Here is a 21,325-nt window from a genome sequence, read left to right as displayed (position 1 = left end):
TAGTGGGGATATTTATGAAATTCATTTAAATTCCAATTCGTGGGAGAGATGATCGTATGGAAAATAAAGTGATCGGTGGCAGCTATGTCATTGCTGAAACAGATTTTAACACGATAGTAACGCCTGAGGATTTCACCGAAGAAACACGGATGATTGCCGAGACGACACGCGACTTCGTGACGGGAGAAGTGCTTCCGCATGATGAGCAGCTGGAGAAGCTGGATTACGACCTGACCGTTAGACTCATGCGCAAAGCGGGTGATTTAGGGCTGCTCGGCGCGGATGTGCCGGAAATTTACGGCGGTCTCGGGCTGGATAAAGTCAGCTCGACGGTTATTAGCGAGAATTTGGCGCGCGCTTCCTCGTTTGCGCTTTCCATCGGTGCGCATGTCGGGATCGGAACGCTGCCAATCGTTTTCTTCGGTACGCCGGATCAGAAGAAAAAATATTTGCCTGACTTGGCCACAGGCGCCAAAATCGCGGCTTATTGCTTGACGGAACCGACATCCGGTTCGGATGCGCTCGGCGCTAAAACGACGGCACGCCTCTCCGATGACGGCCGGCACTACATCTTGAACGGTTCGAAGCTGTATATTACGAACGCGGGATTTGCCGATATTTTTATCGTTTACGCCAAAATTAATGGCACGGATTTTACCGCTTTTATCGTGGAAAAAGGGCTGCCTGGCTTTACGCTGGGACCGGAAGAAAAGAAAATGGGCATCAAAGGCTCTTCGACCCGGCCGCTGTTTTTTGAAGACGTGCATGTGCCGGTGGAGAACTTGCTCGGCGAGATCGGCAAAGGCCATCTGATCGCTTTTAATATTCTCAACATTGGCCGCTTCAAACTGGCTGTGGGCTGTGTAGGCGCCGCTAAGGAGACGATTGCGCTTGCAAGCAGCTATGCGAATACGCGCCAGCAGTTCAACACGCCGATTTCCAAGTTCCCTTTAATTGGTAAAAAATTGGCGGATATGAATATCCGAACGTACCTCATGGAAAGTATGGTGTACCGGACGAGCGGCTTGTTCGACAGCATTTTGGCAGATATCGATCATACGAGCCTGGAGGCAGGTAAGCATTCGGCCAAAGGCATTTCGGAATATGCGTTAGAGTGCTCGATCAATAAAGTATTCGCCTCCGAGGGGCTCGACTTCGTCGCTGACGAAGGCGTGCAAATTCATGGCGGCTACGGTTTTATTCAAGAATACAAAGTGGAGCGGATTTATCGGGATTCACGGATTAACCGGATTTTTGAAGGAACGAATGAAATTAACCGCCTGCTTATTCCGGGAACGCTGGTCAAAAAAGCGATGAAAGGCGAGCTGCCTTTGCTGCAAAAAGCGCAAGCGCTCCAAGGGGAGCTGCTGGCTTTGGTGCCGGGCCAAGTCTTTGAAGGTGTGTTGGAAGAAGAGAAGCATCTCGTCGAAATGGCCAAAAAGATTTTCTTGATGGTTGGCGGTGTTGCCGTGCAAAAATACGGGATGGCGCTGGAGAAGCAGCAAGAGGTGTTGAGTAATTTGGCGGATATGATGATTCAAATTTTTGCGGCGGAGAGCGGTCTTCTGCGTACACAGAAACTGATGGCCAAAGGCGGGGAAGAGAAGGCGAAGCATGCCGTGCAAATGACGACGGTATTTGTTCACGAGGCGTTCGACAGCATCGAAGCATATGCGAAAGAAGCGTTAAGCACGATGGAAGAAGGCGATGTGCTGCGCACGCAGCTGTCGATCTTGAAAAAGCTGTGCCGCCGAAGCGGCGTGAACACGATTGGTTTGAAAAGGGAAATTGCTGCTCGCGTGATTCAAGGTGAAAAGTACGTCGTGTAATCCAGTTCACATCACGAAGCTGAAAGGGATGGTTTTGTATGTCTCCAACAAAGCCTTGGCTGCGTCACTATCCCAGTGAGGTGGCTCCGACTTTCGAGTACCCGAAGCATAATCTGGCACGTCTTTTGGTCCAATCAGCCAAAAAATTTCCGGACAGACCGGCGATCTATTTTATGGGCAAAAAAATGACGTACAAAGCGTTCCTTGAAGCATCGTATCGCTTTGCGAATGTGCTGACGGCATTGGGCGTGAATCGAGGCGACCGCGTGGCGATCATGATGCCGAATTGTCCGCCTGCCGTCATTGCTTACTTTGGAACTTTGATGATGGGGGGGATCGTCGTCCAGACGAGTCCGCTATATATGGAGCGGGAGTTGGTTCACCAGCTCTCTGATTCCGGAGCGAAGGTCATTGTGACGTTGGATTTGTTGTTCGCCCGTGTGCAGAAGGCCAAGGAGAAGACGCCTTCGCTAGAACATATCGTCGTTTCATCGATTAAGGACTACTTGCCTTTTCCGAAAAATGTGCTTTACCCGCTGAAAATGAAGAAGGATGGCGTCAACCTGGCGGTTGAACAGGGGGAAGGGGTGCACAGCTTCAAAAAGCTGCTGCGCTCCGCTTCCGCCACTCCTATCTGTGTAGATGTGGATGCTGAGCAAGATTTGGCGCTGCTGCAGTACACCGGCGGGACGACGGGGATTGCCAAAGGTGTGATGCTCACGCACTATAATGTGGTGGCTAACACGTATCAAACGAGTAACTGGTGTTACAAAGTTCAGTTTGGTGAAGAGCGCTTTTTGGGTGCCATTCCCTGTTTTCACGTGTTTGGTTTGACGGTGCTGCTGAATCAGTCCGTATTTCGGGCAGGGATGTTGATTCTCATACCGAAATTTGACATCAATTTGATTCTCGATACGATCAATGATCTGAAACCGACCATTTTTCCAGGTGCGCCGACCATGTATGTGGCATTGATTAATCACAAACGAATCCAAGATTACAATATTTCGTCCATCAACGTCTGTGTAAGCGGTTCGGCGCCCTTGCCCTTGGAGGTGCAGGAGCGGTTCGAAGCTTTGACCGGCGGGCGGATTGTCGAAGGATATGGGCTCACGGAGGCTTCTCCGGTCACGCATGCCAATCTTGTTTGGGGATATCGGAAGATCGGGACGATCGGAATTCCGTTTCCGGACACGGACGCCAAGGTGGTCAATTCGGAAACGGGCGAAGAGGTGCCGCTGGGTGAGATCGGCGAGCTGATTGTCAAAGGGCCGCAAGTGATGCGAGGCTACTGGAACCGCGATCGGGAGACGGCGATGACGCTGCGCGATGGCTGGCTGTATACGGGCGATATGGCGCGGATGGATGAGGATGGCTTTTTTGCTATTGTCGATAGGAAAAAAGATTTGATTATCGCTGGCGGTTACAATATTTACCCGCGTGAAGTTGAGGAGATTTTGTTCGAGCACCCGGCGATTATGGAAGCGGTGGTAATTGGCATCCCCGATGAGTATCGCGGGGAAACGGTTAAAGCATTTGTCGTTTTGAAGCCCGGCATGAAGCTGACGGAGCGAGAGCTTGAGCTCTGGTGCCGCGAGCGGTTAGCTGCCTTCAAAGTGCCGCGCAAGGTCGAGTTCCGCGAGACGCTGCCCAAAACGCTCGTTGGCAAAGTGCTGCGTCGCCAACTGCTGGAAGAAGAGCAGAAGCAGAGCTCTTAAGAGCTTGCTGTAATTTGACAAAATACGGAATAAAGAGAAAAATAGGAAGATGGAAACGGAGGGAAACCCTGTGAATGTAACCAATTCAGAATTAGAACAACGCCTGCAACGTCTGGCTTCGGCTGCGGAACCGACATTCTGGGGCTTTCTTGGTTGTGAGTTTGTTGGTTTGGAGAATGGTACAGTGACGATCGCACTGGATGCGAAGCCGCATCATTTGAATCCCCTGGGCATTGTGCATGGCGGCGTGCTTTCGTCGCTGCTGGATAATGCGATGGGGATTGTTGTCATGACGGCTCGCCCTGATGAGAAATCCGTCACGACGAACTTGAACGTACACTTCGTCTCACCGCTGAACGAAGGCCGGATGCTCGTAACGGCGGAAATCGTTCACCAGTCGCGCAAAATGATTACAACACAAGGCAGAGTCACCGATACCGAGGGCAACTTATGTGCCATGGGGACCGGGACGTTCCGTGTGATTTAATGTATGCAATGCGGAGTGTAGAGCAGGAATAGCGGAAGGGACCCTTTCGCTATTTGTGTCTAGTTGAGTGAAAAGCAGCCGATCGGTGGATCGGTTGCTTTTTAGTAGTTTCTAAGATACAGAAAATGTATATTAAGGTCGAATTTACTATGTTAAGATGTATAGTAGCTCTATACAAAGAGTGCCGGAATAAAAATAACATATTTGTTTGGAGGCAGTAATTATGGGTGCTTGGGGGACTAAATCATTTGATAACGATGATGCATTAGATTGGGTAGGGGATTTGCTTGATTCCGAAGGTCATGAATTTCTAAAAAAAACGTTAGAGTTGGTTGGTCATGAACAATATTTAGATGCTTGTGAAGCTTCTCAAGCCATTGCTGCAGCTGAAGTCGTAGCTGCTTTAATTGGAAGGCCAAGTGAGGACCTTTCTGAAGAGTTAATCGAGTGGCTTGATTCACAGAAAGATTTCGACAAAATTTTAGTTGAAGTTTCGAGAAAAGCACTAAAACGAGTTCTTGGTGATGATTCCGAGCTAAAGGATTTATGGGAAGAATCGGATTGTTATGAAGAGTGGCGTGGGCAGATTAAAGAGCTGGAAGGTCGATTGCAGGATTAATATGGATTGGAAATCAGTATTATTAATTTCGGTGATTTGCCTTTTTGGTGCTTTTGTCAGGTATTACTTATGGAATTTTAATTCACCGAACATATCGAAAAAGCATTTAATAATGATCTCCATTATTGATGGAATTGTAATTATTCCGATTTTAATCCTTGTTAAATTTAGAGATTACCATCCATATTAATTATCTAATTATTGGGGTTGGCTTAATTATTTGCTTGTTTTTAGAAGAAAAAATCGAAAAATATTCTGCTGCTGGATTCTAGAAAAAATGAATATCAGACGGGTTTCAGCGATCCAGTTTTCATCAAATACTTGGAGGTCCCCTGGGAGCTGCTTCATATTTTGTTTAAATGATGAAATCTTGAAATAAATTTTACTGAAAAAACGATTTAACATTGTAGTCGGCCTCTTTTAATTTACTACTAATTTCCAAATTATAACATCCAGCTAGTGCTAAAGACACGAAGAGTAAATATTAAGTTTTGAGCCATCCTCCCTCATACAAGTTGGAATATTAATATGATGTAAACATATATGACATCAAAATGTTCAATATTTCAAAAAAAGTTCAATTTTCTCTTGTTTATGTCATTTAAACTAACATAAAGTAGTTGACTCCCTTGCCAATGTCATCCTATAATCAAAAAAAAGGCAATGAGGGGGAACGCGTTATGCATCTGACAATCCGAGAGGCGTTAACAATCTATCCATTAACGGAAGCGAAGCTGGTGGCCGGCAAGCAGGGAGATTCGCGGATCGTTAAATCCGTCAACGTCATGGATGCGCCGGATATCGCAGATTGGACTAAATCAGGCGAGATGCTGTTCACAACGGCGTTCGCGATGAAAGACTCCCCTCAGGAAACCGTTAATTTGCTGCGCAAGTTAAACGAGCGGGGAGCAGCAGGGCTAGGCATCAAACTTGGTCGTTACTGGTCTGAACTGCCGCAGATGGTTGTAGAAGAAGCGAACCGTTTGCATTTTCCGATAATTGAGATGCCATTCCAGTTTACATTTTCCGATCAAATGAACGCGTTATTCAACGCAGAATACCGCAGAAATACACAGCAGCTGCAAAGCGTACTGGAAAAGCAGAAGAAATTAATGCAATTCGGCCTGAAGCAAGATGACATGGTCGCCATGTTCACAATGATTAGCAGCATTGTCGGTTATCCGATGGCAGTCATCGGCACGAATGGCCAAATTCTTTTTAATACGAGCTCATGGTCGAATGATCAGCTGCAAATGAACTGGCCTTGGAAGCGCAAAGCAGGCTGGGTATATACAGGGAAAGATCGCGCTTATCGAGTGGCGCTAACCGGGCAAGTGGATGAAGGGTTGGGCAGCTTGCTGATTATGCCTGACGCAGTGCTGATCGCGAATGTAGAAGAAGGTCTCTTTCAACAAGTTGCGGATATTTTAGCTTTTCATATGGGCTTTACGTTCAGGTCTCATATGGAGGAAACGGCCCAACGCGACTTGCAGAATGGGCTGGCGCGGTATTTGGAGCGGGGAACATCGCTGGAAGCGTTCATGGAACAAGCTCAAGCCAGAGGGGTGAACTTATTCGGTGGCGCTTATCAGTGCGTGATCGGCAAGCTGCGGAGCAATCAAGGCGCTAAGTTGACGGAAGAGTCTATCGCAGCTCAGCTCAAAGAGCTCAAGCGCTACATGGACGCGCAGCCCAAATCATCGAGCTTGCAAGCGCAGCATTTTGGGCTCAAAGATATGCTCTTCTCCATATACACGGCGAATACACCCGCTACGTTCCCGGAAGAGCAGCTGTCACAGATGTTGGCGAAGTATGCCGCCGATACTTCCGGTTTAAAAGAAGCCGATGGCGTATCCTTCTATGTCAGCCCGGTCAAAACAAAGCCGAACGCCCTGCGCGAAGCGTATTTGGAAAGCTTGGAAACAATGACCTTGTCAAGCCGGCTCGGCCTATGTGATCGTGTGCTTCAATATGAAACGATTGAATTTGCGCATTTGTTTCAGCATATTTCATCCGAGACGATGGAAGCCTATTGCACCAAAATATTGCGTCCGCTGCTGGAAAAGGATGCTGAATATTCGCAAGAGATGATCCGAACGCTGGAAGTATTCATCCGCAATGACGGCCAAGTAAGCGAAGCGGCCAAGCAATTATACATCCACCGCAATACGGTCACGTACCGTTTGGAAAAAATTAGTGATCTTCTGCAAGTGGACTTTAAAAAAGTCAACGATTTATTAAAGCTGAAAGCTGTATTTTTGTTCCGCCAATTTTTACATGCAAGAATATGAAGAAGAACCCTGAGCTTCGACTACGCTCAGGGTTTTGTGCTTTCCAGCGTCAGCACCGTAATTTCCGGGCGACACATGAAGCGGATGGGGTAGAGGGAGGTGCCGATCCCGCGAGTGGTATACACCAGCAGCTTCGAATTCGGCACTTGATGCAAACCCATCACATATTTATCGCCGAATGGCGGCGTTTTCACCGCCCCTAGCAGGGCAGGCGCACTTGGCCGCCGTGACTATGGCCGGAGAGCTGCAAATCGGCTGAATGAGCCCTAGCTCCAGCTCCAGCCCCAGCCCCAGCTGCGGCAACGTCGGCATAATTCGCCGAATGCGAGAGCAAGAGCGTGAACGCGTCGGCAGAGGAGCCGGCGAGCGCTTTGCTCAAATTCGGTTTGCCTGTCCACATGTCTTCTACGCCGGCAATTTGCAAAGTTTGGCCATTCTTGCGAATTGTCGCATGGGCGTTGGAGAGCACCTCGAATCCGCCATTTTTCAGGATGGCTGCTGTTTCGGTGGTACCCGTGTAGGTATCGTGGTTGCCAAGAACGGCCCACTTGCCGAGCGGTGCATCCACGCTAGCGAGGAGCCGGCTCGTTTCTTTCGGATCCTCACTCACCCAAGAATCGAATAAATCGCCTGTGAAGGTGAGAAGATCCGGCTTCAGCTGCCGCACAAGGTTCATGACTTTGGTGAGATGAGTCAGATTAAAATGATGACCGATATGTATATCGCTAATCTGCACAATATTGATGCCGTGAAAGGCTTGCGGCAGCCGAGCGAAGGGCATCCTGGTGCGGGTAATTTCGTACCAGCGCGGTTCCCACAACGATGAATAGCTGCCAGCTAAACTGCCGGCGGCCAGCAAAGCGCCGAGGGACAGCACGCCTTTTTTCAAAAAAGAACGCCTGGAGAGTAAGGGGTTAGGCGGCATACCGGCCTCCAATTGTATAATAAATGTATAAAATTACCATACAATTATACCATCTGGTAGGCGTTGAAAGCGAATGATACGCATGCAATACTCCTATTTGCATCTGACTGCCGCTTCTTTTATAATTATTCTCATTAAGAGGGAAGGGGGAAGTTCGCATGTCGGCTTGGAAAGAATTAACGACACTTGAAGAATGGCAGCAAGTGCTGGATCGCTCTGCAGAGAAACCGGTGGTAATCCTGAAGCACAGCACTACATGCCCAGTGAGCGCAAGCGCAATGGAAGAGTATGAGGAATATTTGGCGGGAGAGCCGAATCAAGATGTCGATTACTATATGGTAAAAGTCATTGAGTCGCGTCCTGTGTCCAATCAAATTGCCGAAGACCTCGGAATCAAACACGCTTCACCGCAAATCCTTTATTTTAAAAATAAAGAATCGATCTGGAACACATCGCATTGGTCGGTAACGGCTAAACATATGACAGCAGTATTGGATTAATACAGGAAAGCCCATGGAAGCAGTTCGTTGGACGAGCCGCTTCGCAAGGGCTTTTTTCTTTAGATGGTAGATTTCTTCAGCAGCGGGATGCAAACTTCAGGCGGAACGGGCTTGCTAAATAAATAGCCTTGCATTTCCGTGCAGCCAAGCTTAGGCAGTACCTCTCTCTGCAGCTGTGTTTCAACGCCTTCGACAATCACGCTCAAATTCAAATTATGCGCAAGGCCTACAATGGATGTGATAATGGCCGATTCCGAGCGATTAGCAATATTCGTAATAAAGGAGCGGTCGATTTTGAGGCGATGGATCGGAAACTTGCTCAAATAGCTGAGGGACGAGAAGCCCGTGCCGAAATCATCAATGGAAATTTGCACGCCTAACGCAACCAGGTTGTGTAATTGTTTTAACACAAATTCGGTGTTATGCATGGCGATACTTTCCGTAATCTCAAGTTCCAATGCGGTTGGCGGCAGTCCTGCAGCCCTTAAGATGCGATCCACGGTGTCGACGAAATCATCTTGCCGCAATTGAATTTGTGACAGGTTAACCGCGACGCGCAAATTGGTAAAGCCTTGATCATGCCATGTTTTACACTGTCTGCAGGCCATCTCTAACACTTTTTTACCGATTGGCACGATAAGTCCCGTTTCTTCGGCTATGGTAATAAAATCCCCCGGGTACATGAGTCCACGGAACGGATGATCCCATCGCACGAGCGCTTCCAAGCCGATGATTTTATCGGTCTGGACATCGATTTGCGGCTGATAATGTAGAATGAATTCGTCCCGTTTCAGCGCTTTGTGCAGCTCGCTCTCCAACTGTTGGCGGCGAATCGCTTCCTCATTCATCGATTGCGAATAAATTTTTACGTGATTTTTTCCGTATTCTTTCACTTTATAAAGGGCTGTGTCCGCATGATGCATCAGCATCTCCGCCTGGCTGCCGTGATCGGGATACAAGGCGACGCCAATACTGGCGGACAGGTAGAAATCCTGGCCTTGCAGCTGGAAGGGCTGGCGAAGTTCGTGCAAAATGCGTTCCGCAATCGGCTGTACATCTTCTGTTGTCCGCACATGAGGGATGCAAATGGTGAACTCGTCACCACCCATGCGACCGACGGTATCGATTTCACGCGTACTCGATTTCAACCGGGCAGCAACTTCTTTCAAGACAAGGTCGCCGAAACTGTGCCCTAGCGAATCATTAATAAATTTAAAGCCGTCCAAATCGAGATAGAGAATGGCAATTTTGGTCTGTCCTTCATCCGCCTCGTTCAGATGCAGCATTACTTTGCGCTCAAATAGTCGGCGGTTAGGCAGATCCGTCAAGGCATCGTAGTAGGCCATATACTGGATCAGATCTTCGGCTTGTTTCCGCTCGGTTATATTTTTGGCGATTCCATAGACGCCGTTAATCGTTCCGTCATAAGAAATTGGCACCAAGGTGACATGAAGTGCTAATTTTGCGCCATTTTTACTGGAAATCATCGTTTCAAAGTTTTGCGGTCGACCGCTCATTGTACGCTCGAACCCTTGGCGAAATTGATGAAGATCCTGAGGAGCGAACAGCTGTTCGACCGGAAGTCTGCCGAGTTCCTCCAGCGTATAGCCACTTAATCGGTAGGTCGCTGGATTCATCCCTGTCAATTTGCCAGACATATCTAATGAAATGACCGCATCCGGATTATTATCAAACAAGGACTGCAGTCGCTGCCGGCTTTCCATCAGCTTGCGTTCTACATCGTTGCTGTTGTCTGTTATATCCGAAACGACATACGCGTACGCTGTGACGGTGCCTTCCAGATCGCGAAGCGGCATCACGGATTCCTGCACGGTTAGCGTCGATTCGTCCTTGCATAGCCGGCGTGCGCCGGTTGTTTGAAATTCCCAATGGTTCACGTGGAGAAGTTCCTGAAAAGATTGTCGTACCTCTACAGGAATGGTGGGCAGCGATTGCCCGAACAATTCCGGAGCGTTCCAGCCAAAAGTCTTGTGAAATCTTTCATTACTATATTGAACGCGGTGATTGAGGTCGCAAACGACGAACGCGACGGCACTATGACCAGTCAATGCCTCAACGATTTCTTGCGCATAATGAAGATCCTGCTCAAGCTTATTCATTCGTTCGGTGCTGAAAAATGATGTCAATGCTGCAACCTCCGTAATTACGCAATTATCATAGTTTCCATTATATATGAAATTGCTCGACTTTGCCTGATAAATTATTTTTAACCCGGACAAAATTTGCTTGGATTCGACATGCGCCTGGCGTAATTGAACGTTGGCTGAAAAAAGATTGGCAAGGAACAGATCCTCTACTATACTTAAACGGAAACGTCTACCCGTATAAAGCAAGGAGAATTGTAAGTTGAATACAACGATGAATAAACCGAAAGTACCTGTATCCGTGTTTCTTTTTATCGGCATTATCGCTATATCGTTTTCATCCATATTTATTAAATGGTCGACAGCACCGGCCGCTGTCATCGCCATGTACCGTCTGCTGATGACCAATGTGTTAATGCTGCCATTTCTTTGGCGCTATATGCCAGAAATCGCTCGCATTGGAATTAAAGATTGGCTGCGGACGGCTGTTTCAGGCATCGCGCTCGGTCTGCATTTTTTATTTTGGATGGATTCGCTGCGCTACACGACCGTTGCCAGTTCAACCGCAATATTGACACTGGAGCCGATTCTTGTTTTAGTCGGCGGCTTCATCATGTTCGGTCAGCGAACGACCCGCACAGCTTTATTCGCGATGATCATCGCCATAGTCGGCGCTGTCTGCATCGGCTGGGGGGATTTCCGCTTCTCTGGCGACGCTCTCAAAGGAGATGTGCTCTCTTTGGTCGGGACGATCGCCGTTGCCGTACATATGCTTTTAGGTCAAAGCATTCGCAAACATATGTCCGCATTTGTGTACAGTTTTTTTGTCTTCCTGTTTGCTGCAGCCGTGCTTTTTGTATACAACTTGTTTGCCCAAGCGGCTTTTAGCGGGTATCCGCTGCGTGAATGGGGAATTTTCTTCCTGCTTGCCATCGTCCCGACCGTATTTGGCCATTATGTGTTCAATTGGTTGCTCAAATATATGAAAGCGACATCGATTTCCATGACGGTGCTCGGCGAGCCTCTGGGAGCAACACTGCTGGCTTATGTGCTTCTGGGCGAAACGGTTACGCTGCTGCAGCTTTGGGCGGGATGCTTACTGCTGGTGGGGGTAGGATTATTTCTTCGAAGTAACGAGAAAGAGACGGGGGTACAGCATGAGGTTCCGTGATTTTCATCGCAATGTAAAAATACGGATTGGCCTGTCATTTATTTCAGGCACAGCGAACAATATGGTGCTGCCGTTCATGTCCATTTATTTTTCAGGCAAAATGGGGGACACGAGCGCAGGTCTGGTCGTCATACTCGGAATCCTCGCTGGTGTACTGGCGGGCGTCATCGGCGGGTATTACGGAGATCGCATCGGCAGGAAGAAACTGATGCTGGCTGCTGAAGTCGGCTGGATGCTGTGTTTTGCCGGGATGGCCCTCTCGAACTCGCCATGGCTGGAATCGCCGGGAATCACGTTTGTGCTGATGATTGCCGTCAGCATGTTCTGGGGGATTCACGGTCCGGCGAGTGATGCGATGCTGCTCGATGTCACCGCTCCGGAGACGCGCAAGTACATGTATGCCATTACGTACTGGATGAACAACCTGAGCTTTGCTGTCGCCGGGATGGCCGGTGCGTTTTTGTTCAAATCGTACCTCTTCGAATTGTTTATCGGCTTATCGGTCATCGGACTTCTTTCATTACTTGTTACTTATTTCTTCATTAATGAAGTTTATCATCCGGTGCAGGGGACCAAAGAATGCAAAGAAGGCCACAACGCATCCGGAACACTCTCGATTTTTGCAAATTATAGCGCAGTGATCAAAGATTCGACTTTCATGATCTTCACCATTGCTTCTTTGCTGCTTGTTTCTGTAGAATTTCATCTTGGCAATTACATATCGGTGCGCTTGGGCAAAGAGATGGTCGATGCGCCATTCCTAGATTGGGGCAGTCTCAGCCTGCATGTGGACGGTTTGAAAATGATCGGCTTCCTACGCACGGAGAATACCGTCCTCGTCGTCGTACTTTCCCTGGTGATGACAGCGATCATGAAGCGCTTTCCGGACGGCAAAGTGCTGTTCATCGGCTATACCTGCTATATTCTAGGCTACAGCTATCTCGCATACAGCAATCAGCCTTGGCTCTTGCTGCTCACTATGCTGATCGCAACCGTTGGCGAACTGATGTATGTGCCGATCAAGCAGGCGTACCTCGGGGACATTGCGCCTGATCACGCGAGAAGCTCCTACATGGCTTTATACGGCTTAGTTTACAAAGGCGCGATGCTGCTTGGCGGAGGCGGTGTGATCCTCGGCGGGTATTTGTCTTCGTGGCTGATGGCCACGATGATCGGGGTGTGCGGTTTTGTCGGCATGATCATGTTTTATTCCATCTTGGTCCGTTTGTCGGAGCGCAAAACGAAGGCCGAGCACATCCACAATCATTCAACCGGCGTGACGGCGTAAGCCAACGCAAAAGGACTTCCAATTTCACGGGATCGTGGAGTTGGAAGTCCTTTATGCATTATATCTTCGCTTTGAACTCAGCTTTGATTCGTTCCAATAGCGCCGCATCAGACAGCACATCATAGGCCGTTTGCGCCAAAACTTTCGCCGTGAAAATCATGCTGTCCAAGGCACGTTCCTGCATCGCCAAGTCGCGAAACTCTTTGGTATGCAAATTATGTTTCTCGTCGATAATCTTGACGAATGGATGAATCGTCGGACATTGAATCGAGACATTCCCGAGGTCGAGGGAGCCGTGATCTTTGCCGATTTCGATCTCGTTCGGCTGAACGCCCATGGCATACAAATTCGCAGTAAACACCTCGGAAAACGTTTCATTCGTCCGCAGCTCATCGTACGAAAACTCGTAATTCGACGTGCGAAGCGTACAGCCGGTTTGCAAGGCAGCGCCTTCCGCACAGCGCAGCACTTTCTCGACGAGCTCGTTCGTGTAAGCGCGGGTTGCGGAACGGATATAAAATTGCGCCACCGCATAATCCGGAATAATATTCGGCGCTTTACCACCTTCGCTGATGATGCCGTGGATGCGCGCGTCGGATTTGACTTGCTGGCGAAGCGCATTGATCGAGTTGAACAGCTGCAGGACAGCATCCAATGCGTTGATGCCTTCATAAGGCTGGGCAGCGGCATGGGCCGGGCGGCCGAAAAACTCGTATTGGATGGCGTCCATCGCCAGCGATTCGCCGGATTTCTCATATGTATAGTAAGGATGCGCCATTAAAGCGATATCCACATCGTGGAACATGCCGGCTGCCGCCATCGGCACCTTGGCACCTTTCGTTTCCTCCGCAGGCGTGCCGTAAACGCGAATGACACCACCGGTTTCGGCGATTACCGCTTTCAGGCCGACCGCAGCGCCGATGCTCATCATGCAGATGAGATGATGGCCGCACGCGTGGCCGAGCTCAGCCAGCGCGTCATATTCAGCAAGGAAGGCCACGACAGGGCCGGGCTTGCCGGAATCGTATGTAGCCAGAAATGCTGTAGGGATATCTAAGACACCGCGTTCCACTTGGAAGCCGTGGTGCTCAAGCTCCTCGGTCAAGCGCGCAAAGGCGAGAAATTCTTCATGACCTAGCTCTGGATTCGCGCCAATGAAGCTGGAGATGGCTTTGAAACGGTCGGCGTGCTGATCAATCGTCTGATTAATGGTTGTTTTCATGGGGAAGCTCCTACTCCTTCATCAATCCGTTCTTATCTTTATTGTAGTATAAAGAAGAGCGAACTACCACTTTTTGCGAAGCTGAGTTACAATAGTTGACATATGTTTGTTAACAGGAGGTCAATTCGAATGATGAAATACGGCGCCGAGCCTCAGGAGCATCGGTTTACATTATCTTTATTGGAGAAAGAGACACGGGGGCAATGGCTGGATATTTTTCTCGGCATTCACCCGGAGGCTGGTCAAGCGCTGCCTGAGGAGCTGCAGGACCCATCGGTTCTCGTCATCTGCAACCAAGTGGGGGATATCATTCAAATCGTCCTGCTGGACGAAGGTTGTGATTGCGAGTATCAATTTACAGGGATGGAAAAAGATCAGATCGAAAGGTTCGTTCAACCGTTGCTCGCCTAGAAAAACTTCACCCCATGGCCTGGCTTGACGTGCCCAATTAGGGCGAACGTGCATACATTGGTAATAAGTCAGCTTGGGAGAGTGATTGCGGTGGAGAAGACGATCAATTATCTGGCATTCGGGGATTCGTTAACAGTAGGCTTTGGAGATCCGACCGGTTTGGGTTTTGTAGTCTTATACCAGCAATGGGTAGCGCAGCTGCTGCATGTGCCGGTTACCCTGCAGCACGCAGGCACAAACGGGGCAACGACGACAGAGCTGCTGAACCAGCTGGAGACGGATGCGAATTTGCAAGCGAAAGTCCGAGATGCGGATGTCATCACCATCACAGCAGGGGGCAACGACCTGATCCAGGCGGCAATTCCCTTTTTTTTTGAAAATGATTCTCAATACCTAAAGACCGCACTGCAAGTTTACGAAGCCAACTATCGGAAGCTCGTTGAGGTTATTGATCATTTGCATCAAGGCAGTGCGAAGCCATACGTCATGGCCCTCATCGGCCTGTATAACCCGCTGCCGCAAGTGCCGGATTCCGCTTACTGGGTGCAGCGTTTTAATTTGATTTTGCGTAAGTTGGAACAGCCGCATATTATTCATGTTCAGGTGTACGACGCCTTCATCGATAAAGATGACAGTTATCTGGCCGATGATTATATCCACCCGAACGAGCAAGGCTACGAAGCGGTTGCCCGTCAGGTGGAACGCACGGTTCCGGTGCAGCGATTGCAGGATTTGATCATTTAGTGCAGCACATAGCCATAAATGGATATGAAATGCGAAGCGCTGCCGGCTAAGACGAATATATGCCAAATCAAATGATGGTACGGGACTCGACGCCAGAGATAGAAGATGGTGCCGAACGTGTAAAGCAATCCGCCGATAACTAGCCAGAGGATCCCGCCAAAAGGAAGATTGGTATAGAGCGGTTTGAACGCCAGGATGACCAGCCAGCCCATGGCTATGTAGCATATCGTCGAAGTGACCATAAACCGTTTGACGAAAAAGAGTTTGAACACCATGCCGATTAAAGCCAGCCCCCAGATCACAGCGAATAGCGTCCAGCCTAAGGGACCGCGCAAGGTGACTAATAAGAAGGGGGTATAGGTGCCGGCGATTAACAAATAAATGGCGGCATGGTCCATAATTTCAAACAAATCTTTGAGCTTAGGATGCTGTACGCTGTGCAGCAGGGTGGAGCAGGAATAGAGCGTAACCAGCGCTGCGCCGAATATGCTGTAGCTGACAATATGCCAAGCATCCCCCCGCAAGCTTGCCTGCACGATAAGCAGGATGAATGCGACGATGCTTAGCAGCACGCCGATGCCGTGACTGATGGCATTAGCCCGTTCTTCACGAATTGAATAGTCCATACGATTAGCCTTCTTTCCATTTAATATAGAATAGGACGATGAAAATATGTATTTACCTTCATTTCAATTACATAATCAAGTTGCTGTAGTCACTGGAGCCGGCCGTGGCATCGGCAGGGCGCTTGCAATCGGGCTTGCGGAAGCCGGAGCGGATGTGGCTATTCTGGCCCGCACAGAAGAGGATCTTGCGCGCGTAGCTGCAGAAATCCGGGCGTTAGGTCGCCAAGCTTACCCGATTACCGTCGACGTTACCGACAGACAGCAAGTCGAGCAAGCGGTCAGCCAGCTCATCGAACAGACAGGACGGATCGATATTCTGATCAACAATGCCGGGATGAACATCCGCAGTCAAGCGCTGGCTGTGACCGATGAAGAATGGGACAAGATTATGCAGACTAATCTGAAATCGGCATTTTTATGCTCGCAAGTGATCGGCAGCCGGATGAAGGAGCAGGGCGCTGGAAAAATTATCAATATTTCATCTGTCGCTGGACAGGTTGCCCTAAGAACCGGTGTTGTATACGCCGCAACGAAAGCTGCCATGATTCAAATGACCAAAGTATTAGCACTGGAGTGGGGAAAATACGGCATCAATGTCAACAGCATCGGCCCCTGGTATTTTAAAACGCCGTTAACGGAAAAGCTGCTCGCGGATCCTGAGTATTTAGGCGAAATCGTCGCCCGTACACCGCTTGCGCGCGTTGGCGAGCTGCCGGAGCTGGTCGGTCCCGCCGTATTTTTGGCTTCTGAGGCAGCCAGCTATGTCACAGGACAGACGTTATTTGTTGATGGCGGAATGACCATTTACGGGTTCTAGAAAGGTGGAGGAGGCCTGTGTCTGCAGAAATTCGTGCGAATGAACTGGTGATTCTCAAAACGATCGCTGAAACGCTAAACCAGTCTAATGAGCTGGAGTCGGTTCTTTCCCTCGTCCTGGCGAAGCTGCTCGAGTTGACGAATTTGCAAGCCGGCTGGATTTTTCGCGTTAGCAAAGATACCGAGCTTGGGCATGTCTGCTTATCTGCCGAGGGGATCCCCGCAGCTTTGCGCCGCAGCGACATGGCCCCGTTGAAGGAGAAGCCCTGCTGGTGCATCGACCGTTTTCGCGATGGCCGCTTACGGCATGCCGTCAATATTTTGCGCTGTGAACGGCTGGAGGAAGAAGCGGAGATTGCCAACGGCGATACGGAAGGGATCAGCCATCATGCGACGATTCCGCTTTGGGCGGGCCAAGAGATGTTCGGCATTCTGAACGTCGCCTCACCGGGAAAGATTCATTTCACAGATGAGGAGCTGTCTCTGCTCCAATCCGTAGCGTACCAGATAGGTACGGCGATCGAACGGACGATGCTGTATCGGCAGCAGCAGAAGCGGGCCGCTCATTTTACCAAGCTCGGAGAGATCACGCGCTCAGTCGGCCGGCTGCTGACAACGGAAAAAATCCCCGGTGAATCCGTGCAGCGATTCGGCGAAGCGTTCGACATCCCGCTCGTTACGGTGTTCATCCAGGAAGGGGACAGTTTGTCACCGCGTACGGAATATATCAACGGGAAGGTGTATTCCTGCTGTCAACCGTTCAGCATGCGCAGTCTCGGACCGATCGCGCAAGCTTTCCGGCAGCAGGAAGTGATCTGCTTCGATCGGCACTTTACTACGCCGGGGGAGGGCAAAGAGAAGATGCTGTACCCTGACATCCGCTCTGGTGTCGCTGTGCCGATTCTGGTTCGGGATCAGGCGATCGGCGTATTTTTTCTGGGCAGCCCGAAGCGGCAATATTTTGATGCGGTCGACGCCGAGGTGGCAAGGGCGTTCGCTGATCATATTTCGCTTGCTTACGAGAACGCAAGAGTGTATGAACAGCGGCGTGACTTGGCGCGCAGTGAGGAGCGCAACCGTCTGGCGCGGGACCTGCACGATTCGGTCAGCCAAATGCTCTTTTCCCTCAATCTGACCTCGCGCGGCTTGGAAAGCATGCTGGGCGAAGCAGAGCCGGTGGTCAAGGACGCACTGAGCGACATTCGGCAGCTGTCGCAAAATTCGCTATCCGAGATGCGCTCGCTAATTTTACAGCTCAGGCCGGCAGGCTTGGAGCACGGCTTGCTTACAGGGCTTGCACAATACGGGAAGCAAATCGGACTGACGATCTCGACCCAAGTGGAAGGCGTCCAGGAACTGCCGCGGATGGTTGAGGAAGCGCTGTGGAGGATCGGGCAAGAAGCACTGAATAATGTCCTCAAGCACGCCAGGACGAAGTCAGCTGTCATTACGCTGCGCATCAAGGCGGAGCAGGTCTATTTTGAAATTAAAGATGATGGCATTGGATTTGTGATGGACCGCAGGACCCGCCAGGTTAAGTTCGGTATGCATACGATGCGGGAAAGAGCTGAAGCGCTCGGGGGAACTTGCAGTGTGCACAGCCAAAAAGGGAAGGGCACGATTATTCGTATTTCTTTGCCATTATCCATGATGATGCATTCATAAGAGGAGAGAATTATGTCCATTCGCGTTTTGCTGGTCGATGATCACGCCGTCGTGCTAAGGGGATTGCATTATTTTCTCGGTACGCAGGCTGGAATAGAAATTGTGGGCGAAGCTTCCAACGGAGAAGAAGCGCTGTCCAAAGTAAAGGAGCTTCATCCTGACGTTGTTGTCATCGATTTGATCATGCCCGTCATGAACGGGATTGAAGCTACACGTCAAATCAAATTGTTGTACCCGGATGTGAAAGTCATCGTCTTGACCACGTTCTCCGATCAGGATCACGTGCTGCCGGCGATCCGCGCCGGGGCGAACGGCTACCTGCTCAAGGATGTGCAGCCGGAGGAACTGGTGCTCGCCATTCGCGGCGCGCATTCTGGTCAAGCGCAGCTGCATCCGCGCATCACGGATCAACTGATGGCGCATCTGGCATCTCCAGCGCCGGAGGAAGCGGATGACAGCTGCATCGAGAGCTTGACTGTGCGTGAGCGAGAAGTGCTCGTGCTGCTGGCTCAAGGTAAAAGCAACAAGGAGATCGCCGCACACTGCCACATCACGGAAAAAACGGTGAAAACCCACGTCAGCCACCTGCTCAGCAAGTTGGGCTTAGCGGATCGCACGCAGGCGGCCATTTATGCCGTGAAGAAGGGGTTAAGCTCGTAAACTCAGCTACCCGAATCTACGCGATTTAGGCGATCCGGGCGGTCTACGACTTTGGTCGTACGACTCTGCCAGCCTGGTTGCTAGACTAATTATGTAGCGGCATCTCGTTCAAGGCGCCGACGCTGGAATCATGTTCCAATGCTAAGATTGGTTTATGAAACACGAACCATAAGCTAAGGGGATGAACGAGATGCTGGAGAATCCATTATTCGTTGAACAATATGTGTGTGCGAAGCAAAGCAGACTGTTGAAAGACGGCATGTTTGTGAATGTAAAAAAATGGTTGAAACGCGCTGAATGATTCGTGCGTATAGTAAATCAAGCATAAACCGCTGAGATCAGGCAATGGCGTACATGCGTACAGAAGCCTGTTATGTTAGCGGTTTATTTTTTTTCCGGCGGGCCTATCAGGGCGATTGAGCTTTCCATTTTGATCTATTATACTAATTTCGAATCCTCATTGGTTCGTAGTAGGGTTAGTTCATATGACTAGGTGGTTCGTATATGTCCCGCATTCAAATATTTACAGATAGCACGTGTGATTTAAGTGAAGAGTTAAAACAAGCTTTTCAGATTGAGGTCGTGCCGCTTTATGTGGTTTTTGAAAGTGAATCCTATCAGGACGGCACAACGATTCAGCCCAAGCGCCTTTTTGAGCTTGTTACGCAAACCGGGAAACTGCCTAAGACGGCTGCGCCATCTCCGGCGGACTTTGAACAGGCTTTTGCCCCGTACGTGGAAGCGGGTGACGATGTCGTTTATATCGGACTGTCTACGGAACTATCGTCCACCGTACAAAATGCGAAAGTCGCCGCCTCTCAGTTTGCAGATGGCCGGGTGACCGTGATCGATTCCCGCAATCTTTCCACAGGCATCGGATTGTTAGTCTTGAAAGCTGCGCAGGCCGTACAGGAAGGGAAGAGCGTGGATCAGATTGCAGAGCTGGTCGAAGCGCATGCAGCCAAGATCGAGGTCGAGTTCATCATCGACACACTGGAGTATCTGCATAAAGGTGGACGCTGTTCCAGTGTTCAAGCCTTTCTCGGGAGCTTGTTGAAGATTCGGCCGGTCGTGAAGGTGATCAACGGGGCGATGATGCTGACCGATAAAGTCCGGGGTAAGCGTGACAAAGCGCTCGCTCAGCTGTTGAACAATGCGCTTGCATACGCTGACAACATGGACGAAGATTTTCTATTCGTCACACACGCTGTGGCTTCTGACGAGGCCGCATATTTGAAAAAAGAAATCGAACAGCGCGCCAAGGTGAAGCGCGTTGTGATCACGGAAGCCGGCTGTGTGATTTCCAGCCACTGCGGTCCACAGACCGTAGGTATTGTATTCGCCAAAAAATAAGAAACGAGTGAAGATGAGCATGACGACAATCAAGATTATCACAGATGGCAGCTGCGATCTGCCCCAGAAGCTGGTAGAGGAGCTGGGCATATCGATCGTACCTTTATCCGTGCAATTTGGCGAAGAATGTATGCCCCCCAACATGGAAATGTGCGATTTTTATGCCAAAATGAAAAGAGAGAGCGAGCTGCCGAAGACATCGAGTCCGTCTCCGATTCATTTTTTGGCTGAATATCAGCGGGCGCATGCAGGTCAAGATATTCTTGTGCTTTGTCTCTCATCTGGAATTAGCAGCACGTATCACCATGCGATGATGGCGAAGGAAATGTTTTTGGAAGAAGGCTTTACAGGCAACATCGAGGTTGTGGATTCGAGAACGGCTTCTTTAGGGTTAGGCCTGCTTGTATTTAAAGCGGCGAAGATGGCCGAGAAGGGCCAATCCTTCGCGCAGATCGTGGAAGCGATGCACCGGGCGATTGATGCTTCGGGAACGTTTTTCTTTTTGGACACGTTGGAAAACGTTATCAAAGGCGGCAGACTGGATCGCGTACGCGGTGCCGTGGCGTCCGTGCTTAACATTAAGCTGCTAATGAAAGCCAGCGATGAAGGCACGATTGAGGTCATTGAGAAAATCCGCGGCACCCAGCAGGCGCTGAAACGAATGATCGAAAAAATCGGGGAAGCCGCGCATGATTATGAAGACGGTATCATTGCGATTGCCCATAGCAATTGTGAAGAGCGGGCGCGAGCGGTCATGCAGCAGCTTCAAGAGAAGCATCCTTTCCGTCAGGTGCTCTTCGCGAATATGGGAACAGTCATCGGGACGTACGCTGGCGAAGGCGGCGTGCTGGTAGCCTATTAGAACAGCGGATAGGACCTCCATTTTCACAATCAA

19 protein-coding genes are annotated in these 21,325 nt (G+C 49.8%); 15 read left to right on the top strand and 4 right to left on the bottom strand.

The genetic code is table 11. The features are described 5' to 3' along the window. Window positions 1-56: 56 nt before the first annotated feature. The 5 genes from O9139_RS09815 to O9139_RS09795 all read left to right on the top strand — a co-directional run bounded on the left by O9139_RS09815 (window position 57) and on the right by O9139_RS09795 (window position 6,944). Window positions 57-1,829 (top strand): acyl-CoA dehydrogenase family protein, encoded by a 1,773-nt coding sequence (locus O9139_RS09815; protein ID WP_270879282.1) that lies wholly within the window; start codon window positions 57-59, stop codon window positions 1,827-1,829. A gap of 38 nt (window positions 1,830-1,867) precedes the next feature. Further along, complete coding sequence (locus O9139_RS09810) at window positions 1,868-3,547, top strand: long-chain-fatty-acid--CoA ligase (RefSeq protein WP_270879281.1); 1,680 nt, start codon at window positions 1,868-1,870, stop codon at window positions 3,545-3,547. Window positions 3,548-3,617: 70 nt separating this feature from the next. After that, window positions 3,618-4,034 carry a PaaI family thioesterase gene (locus O9139_RS09805; RefSeq protein WP_270879280.1) on the top strand — a complete coding sequence of 139 codons (417 nt, stop codon included), beginning with the start codon at window positions 3,618-3,620 and terminating at the stop codon, window positions 4,032-4,034. 223 nt (window positions 4,035-4,257) lie between these two features. Further along, complete coding sequence (locus O9139_RS09800) at window positions 4,258-4,653, top strand: DUF4259 domain-containing protein (RefSeq protein ID WP_270879279.1); 396 nt, start codon at window positions 4,258-4,260, stop codon at window positions 4,651-4,653. 680 nt (window positions 4,654-5,333) lie between these two features. Then, window positions 5,334-6,944, top strand: coding sequence for a PucR family transcriptional regulator (locus O9139_RS09795; RefSeq protein WP_270879278.1), 1,611 nt, complete (start codon window positions 5,334-5,336; stop codon window positions 6,942-6,944). A 199-nt stretch (window positions 6,945-7,143) separates the two neighbouring features. On the opposite strand, the gene O9139_RS09790 is transcribed toward O9139_RS09795, so the two are convergent. Next, window positions 7,144-7,869, bottom strand: coding sequence for a metallophosphoesterase (locus O9139_RS09790; protein WP_270879277.1), 726 nt, complete (start codon window positions 7,867-7,869; stop codon window positions 7,144-7,146). 158 nt (window positions 7,870-8,027) lie between these two features. Here O9139_RS09790 and ytxJ point away from each other — a divergent pair, with 158 nt between their 5' ends. Further along, window positions 8,028-8,369: a bacillithiol system redox-active protein YtxJ gene (gene ytxJ / locus O9139_RS09785; RefSeq protein ID WP_270879276.1), complete on the top strand. Its 342-nt coding sequence runs from the start codon at window positions 8,028-8,030 to the stop codon at window positions 8,367-8,369. 59 nt (window positions 8,370-8,428) lie between these two features. Here ytxJ and O9139_RS09780 read toward each other — a convergent pair whose 3' ends face one another. Continuing rightward, window positions 8,429-10,516, bottom strand: coding sequence for a sensor domain-containing protein (locus tag O9139_RS09780; RefSeq protein WP_270879275.1), 2,088 nt, complete (start codon window positions 10,514-10,516; stop codon window positions 8,429-8,431). Between the two features lie 220 nt (window positions 10,517-10,736). Here O9139_RS09780 and O9139_RS09775 point away from each other — a divergent pair, with 220 nt between their 5' ends. Together O9139_RS09775 and O9139_RS09770 are read left to right on the top strand one after the other, a co-directional pair. After that, window positions 10,737-11,645 carry a DMT family transporter gene (locus O9139_RS09775; RefSeq protein WP_333742558.1) on the top strand — a complete coding sequence of 303 codons (909 nt, stop codon included), beginning with the start codon at window positions 10,737-10,739 and terminating at the stop codon, window positions 11,643-11,645. Continuing rightward, on the top strand, window positions 11,632-12,933 hold the full coding sequence (locus O9139_RS09770) for an MFS transporter (RefSeq protein WP_270879274.1): 1,302 nt from the start codon (window positions 11,632-11,634) through the stop codon (window positions 12,931-12,933). Before O9139_RS09775 ends, O9139_RS09770 begins: the two co-directional genes overlap by 14 nt. Before the next feature lie 58 nt (window positions 12,934-12,991). Here O9139_RS09770 and O9139_RS09765 read toward each other — a convergent pair whose 3' ends face one another. Continuing rightward, window positions 12,992-14,155 (bottom strand): M20 family metallopeptidase, encoded by a 1,164-nt coding sequence (locus O9139_RS09765; protein WP_270879273.1) that lies wholly within the window; start codon window positions 14,153-14,155, stop codon window positions 12,992-12,994. 129 nt (window positions 14,156-14,284) lie between these two features. Between O9139_RS09765 and O9139_RS09760 the strand changes: the two genes are divergently transcribed. Beyond that, window positions 14,285-14,566, top strand: a complete 282-nt coding sequence (locus O9139_RS09760) for a hypothetical protein (RefSeq protein WP_270879272.1) — start codon at window positions 14,285-14,287, stop codon at window positions 14,564-14,566. 90 nt (window positions 14,567-14,656) lie between these two features. Next, window positions 14,657-15,310: a GDSL-type esterase/lipase family protein gene (locus tag O9139_RS09755; RefSeq protein WP_270879271.1), complete on the top strand. Its 654-nt coding sequence runs from the start codon at window positions 14,657-14,659 to the stop codon at window positions 15,308-15,310. Here the strand turns inward: O9139_RS09755 and trhA are convergent. After that, window positions 15,307-15,936 carry a PAQR family membrane homeostasis protein TrhA gene (gene trhA, locus O9139_RS09750; RefSeq protein ID WP_270879270.1) on the bottom strand — a complete coding sequence of 210 codons (630 nt, stop codon included), beginning with the start codon at window positions 15,934-15,936 and terminating at the stop codon, window positions 15,307-15,309. The genes O9139_RS09755 and trhA overlap by 4 nt on opposite strands. Window positions 15,937-15,982: 46 nt before the next feature. On the opposite strand from trhA, the gene O9139_RS09745 reads away from it, so the two are divergent. The 5 genes from O9139_RS09745 to O9139_RS09725 all read left to right on the top strand — a co-directional run bounded on the left by O9139_RS09745 (window position 15,983) and on the right by O9139_RS09725 (window position 21,292). Next, a complete protein-coding gene (locus O9139_RS09745; protein WP_270879269.1) occupies window positions 15,983-16,753 on the top strand; it encodes an SDR family NAD(P)-dependent oxidoreductase in 771 nt (256 codons plus the stop codon). Window positions 16,754-16,770: 17 nt separating this feature from the next. After that, window positions 16,771-18,417: a GAF domain-containing sensor histidine kinase gene (locus O9139_RS09740; RefSeq protein ID WP_270879268.1), complete on the top strand. Its 1,647-nt coding sequence runs from the start codon at window positions 16,771-16,773 to the stop codon at window positions 18,415-18,417. Window positions 18,418-18,429: 12 nt separating this feature from the next. Then, window positions 18,430-19,077, top strand: a complete 648-nt coding sequence (locus O9139_RS09735) for a response regulator (protein WP_270879267.1) — start codon at window positions 18,430-18,432, stop codon at window positions 19,075-19,077. Window positions 19,078-19,581: 504 nt separating this feature from the next. Continuing rightward, complete coding sequence (locus tag O9139_RS09730) at window positions 19,582-20,430, top strand: DegV family protein (protein WP_270879266.1); 849 nt, start codon at window positions 19,582-19,584, stop codon at window positions 20,428-20,430. Between the two features lie 19 nt (window positions 20,431-20,449). Beyond that, window positions 20,450-21,292, top strand: coding sequence for a DegV family protein (locus O9139_RS09725; RefSeq protein ID WP_270879265.1), 843 nt, complete (start codon window positions 20,450-20,452; stop codon window positions 21,290-21,292). Window positions 21,293-21,325: the final 33 nt, after the last annotated feature.

Origin of the sequence: Paenibacillus aestuarii (assembly GCF_027789125.1) — a bacterium.
GTDB classification, from domain to species: domain Bacteria; phylum Bacillota; class Bacilli; order Paenibacillales; family NBRC-103111; genus Paenibacillus_E; species Paenibacillus_E aestuarii.
The sequence above is the reverse complement of the archived record's forward strand: the minus strand, read 5'-3'. Positions and strand labels throughout refer to the sequence as shown.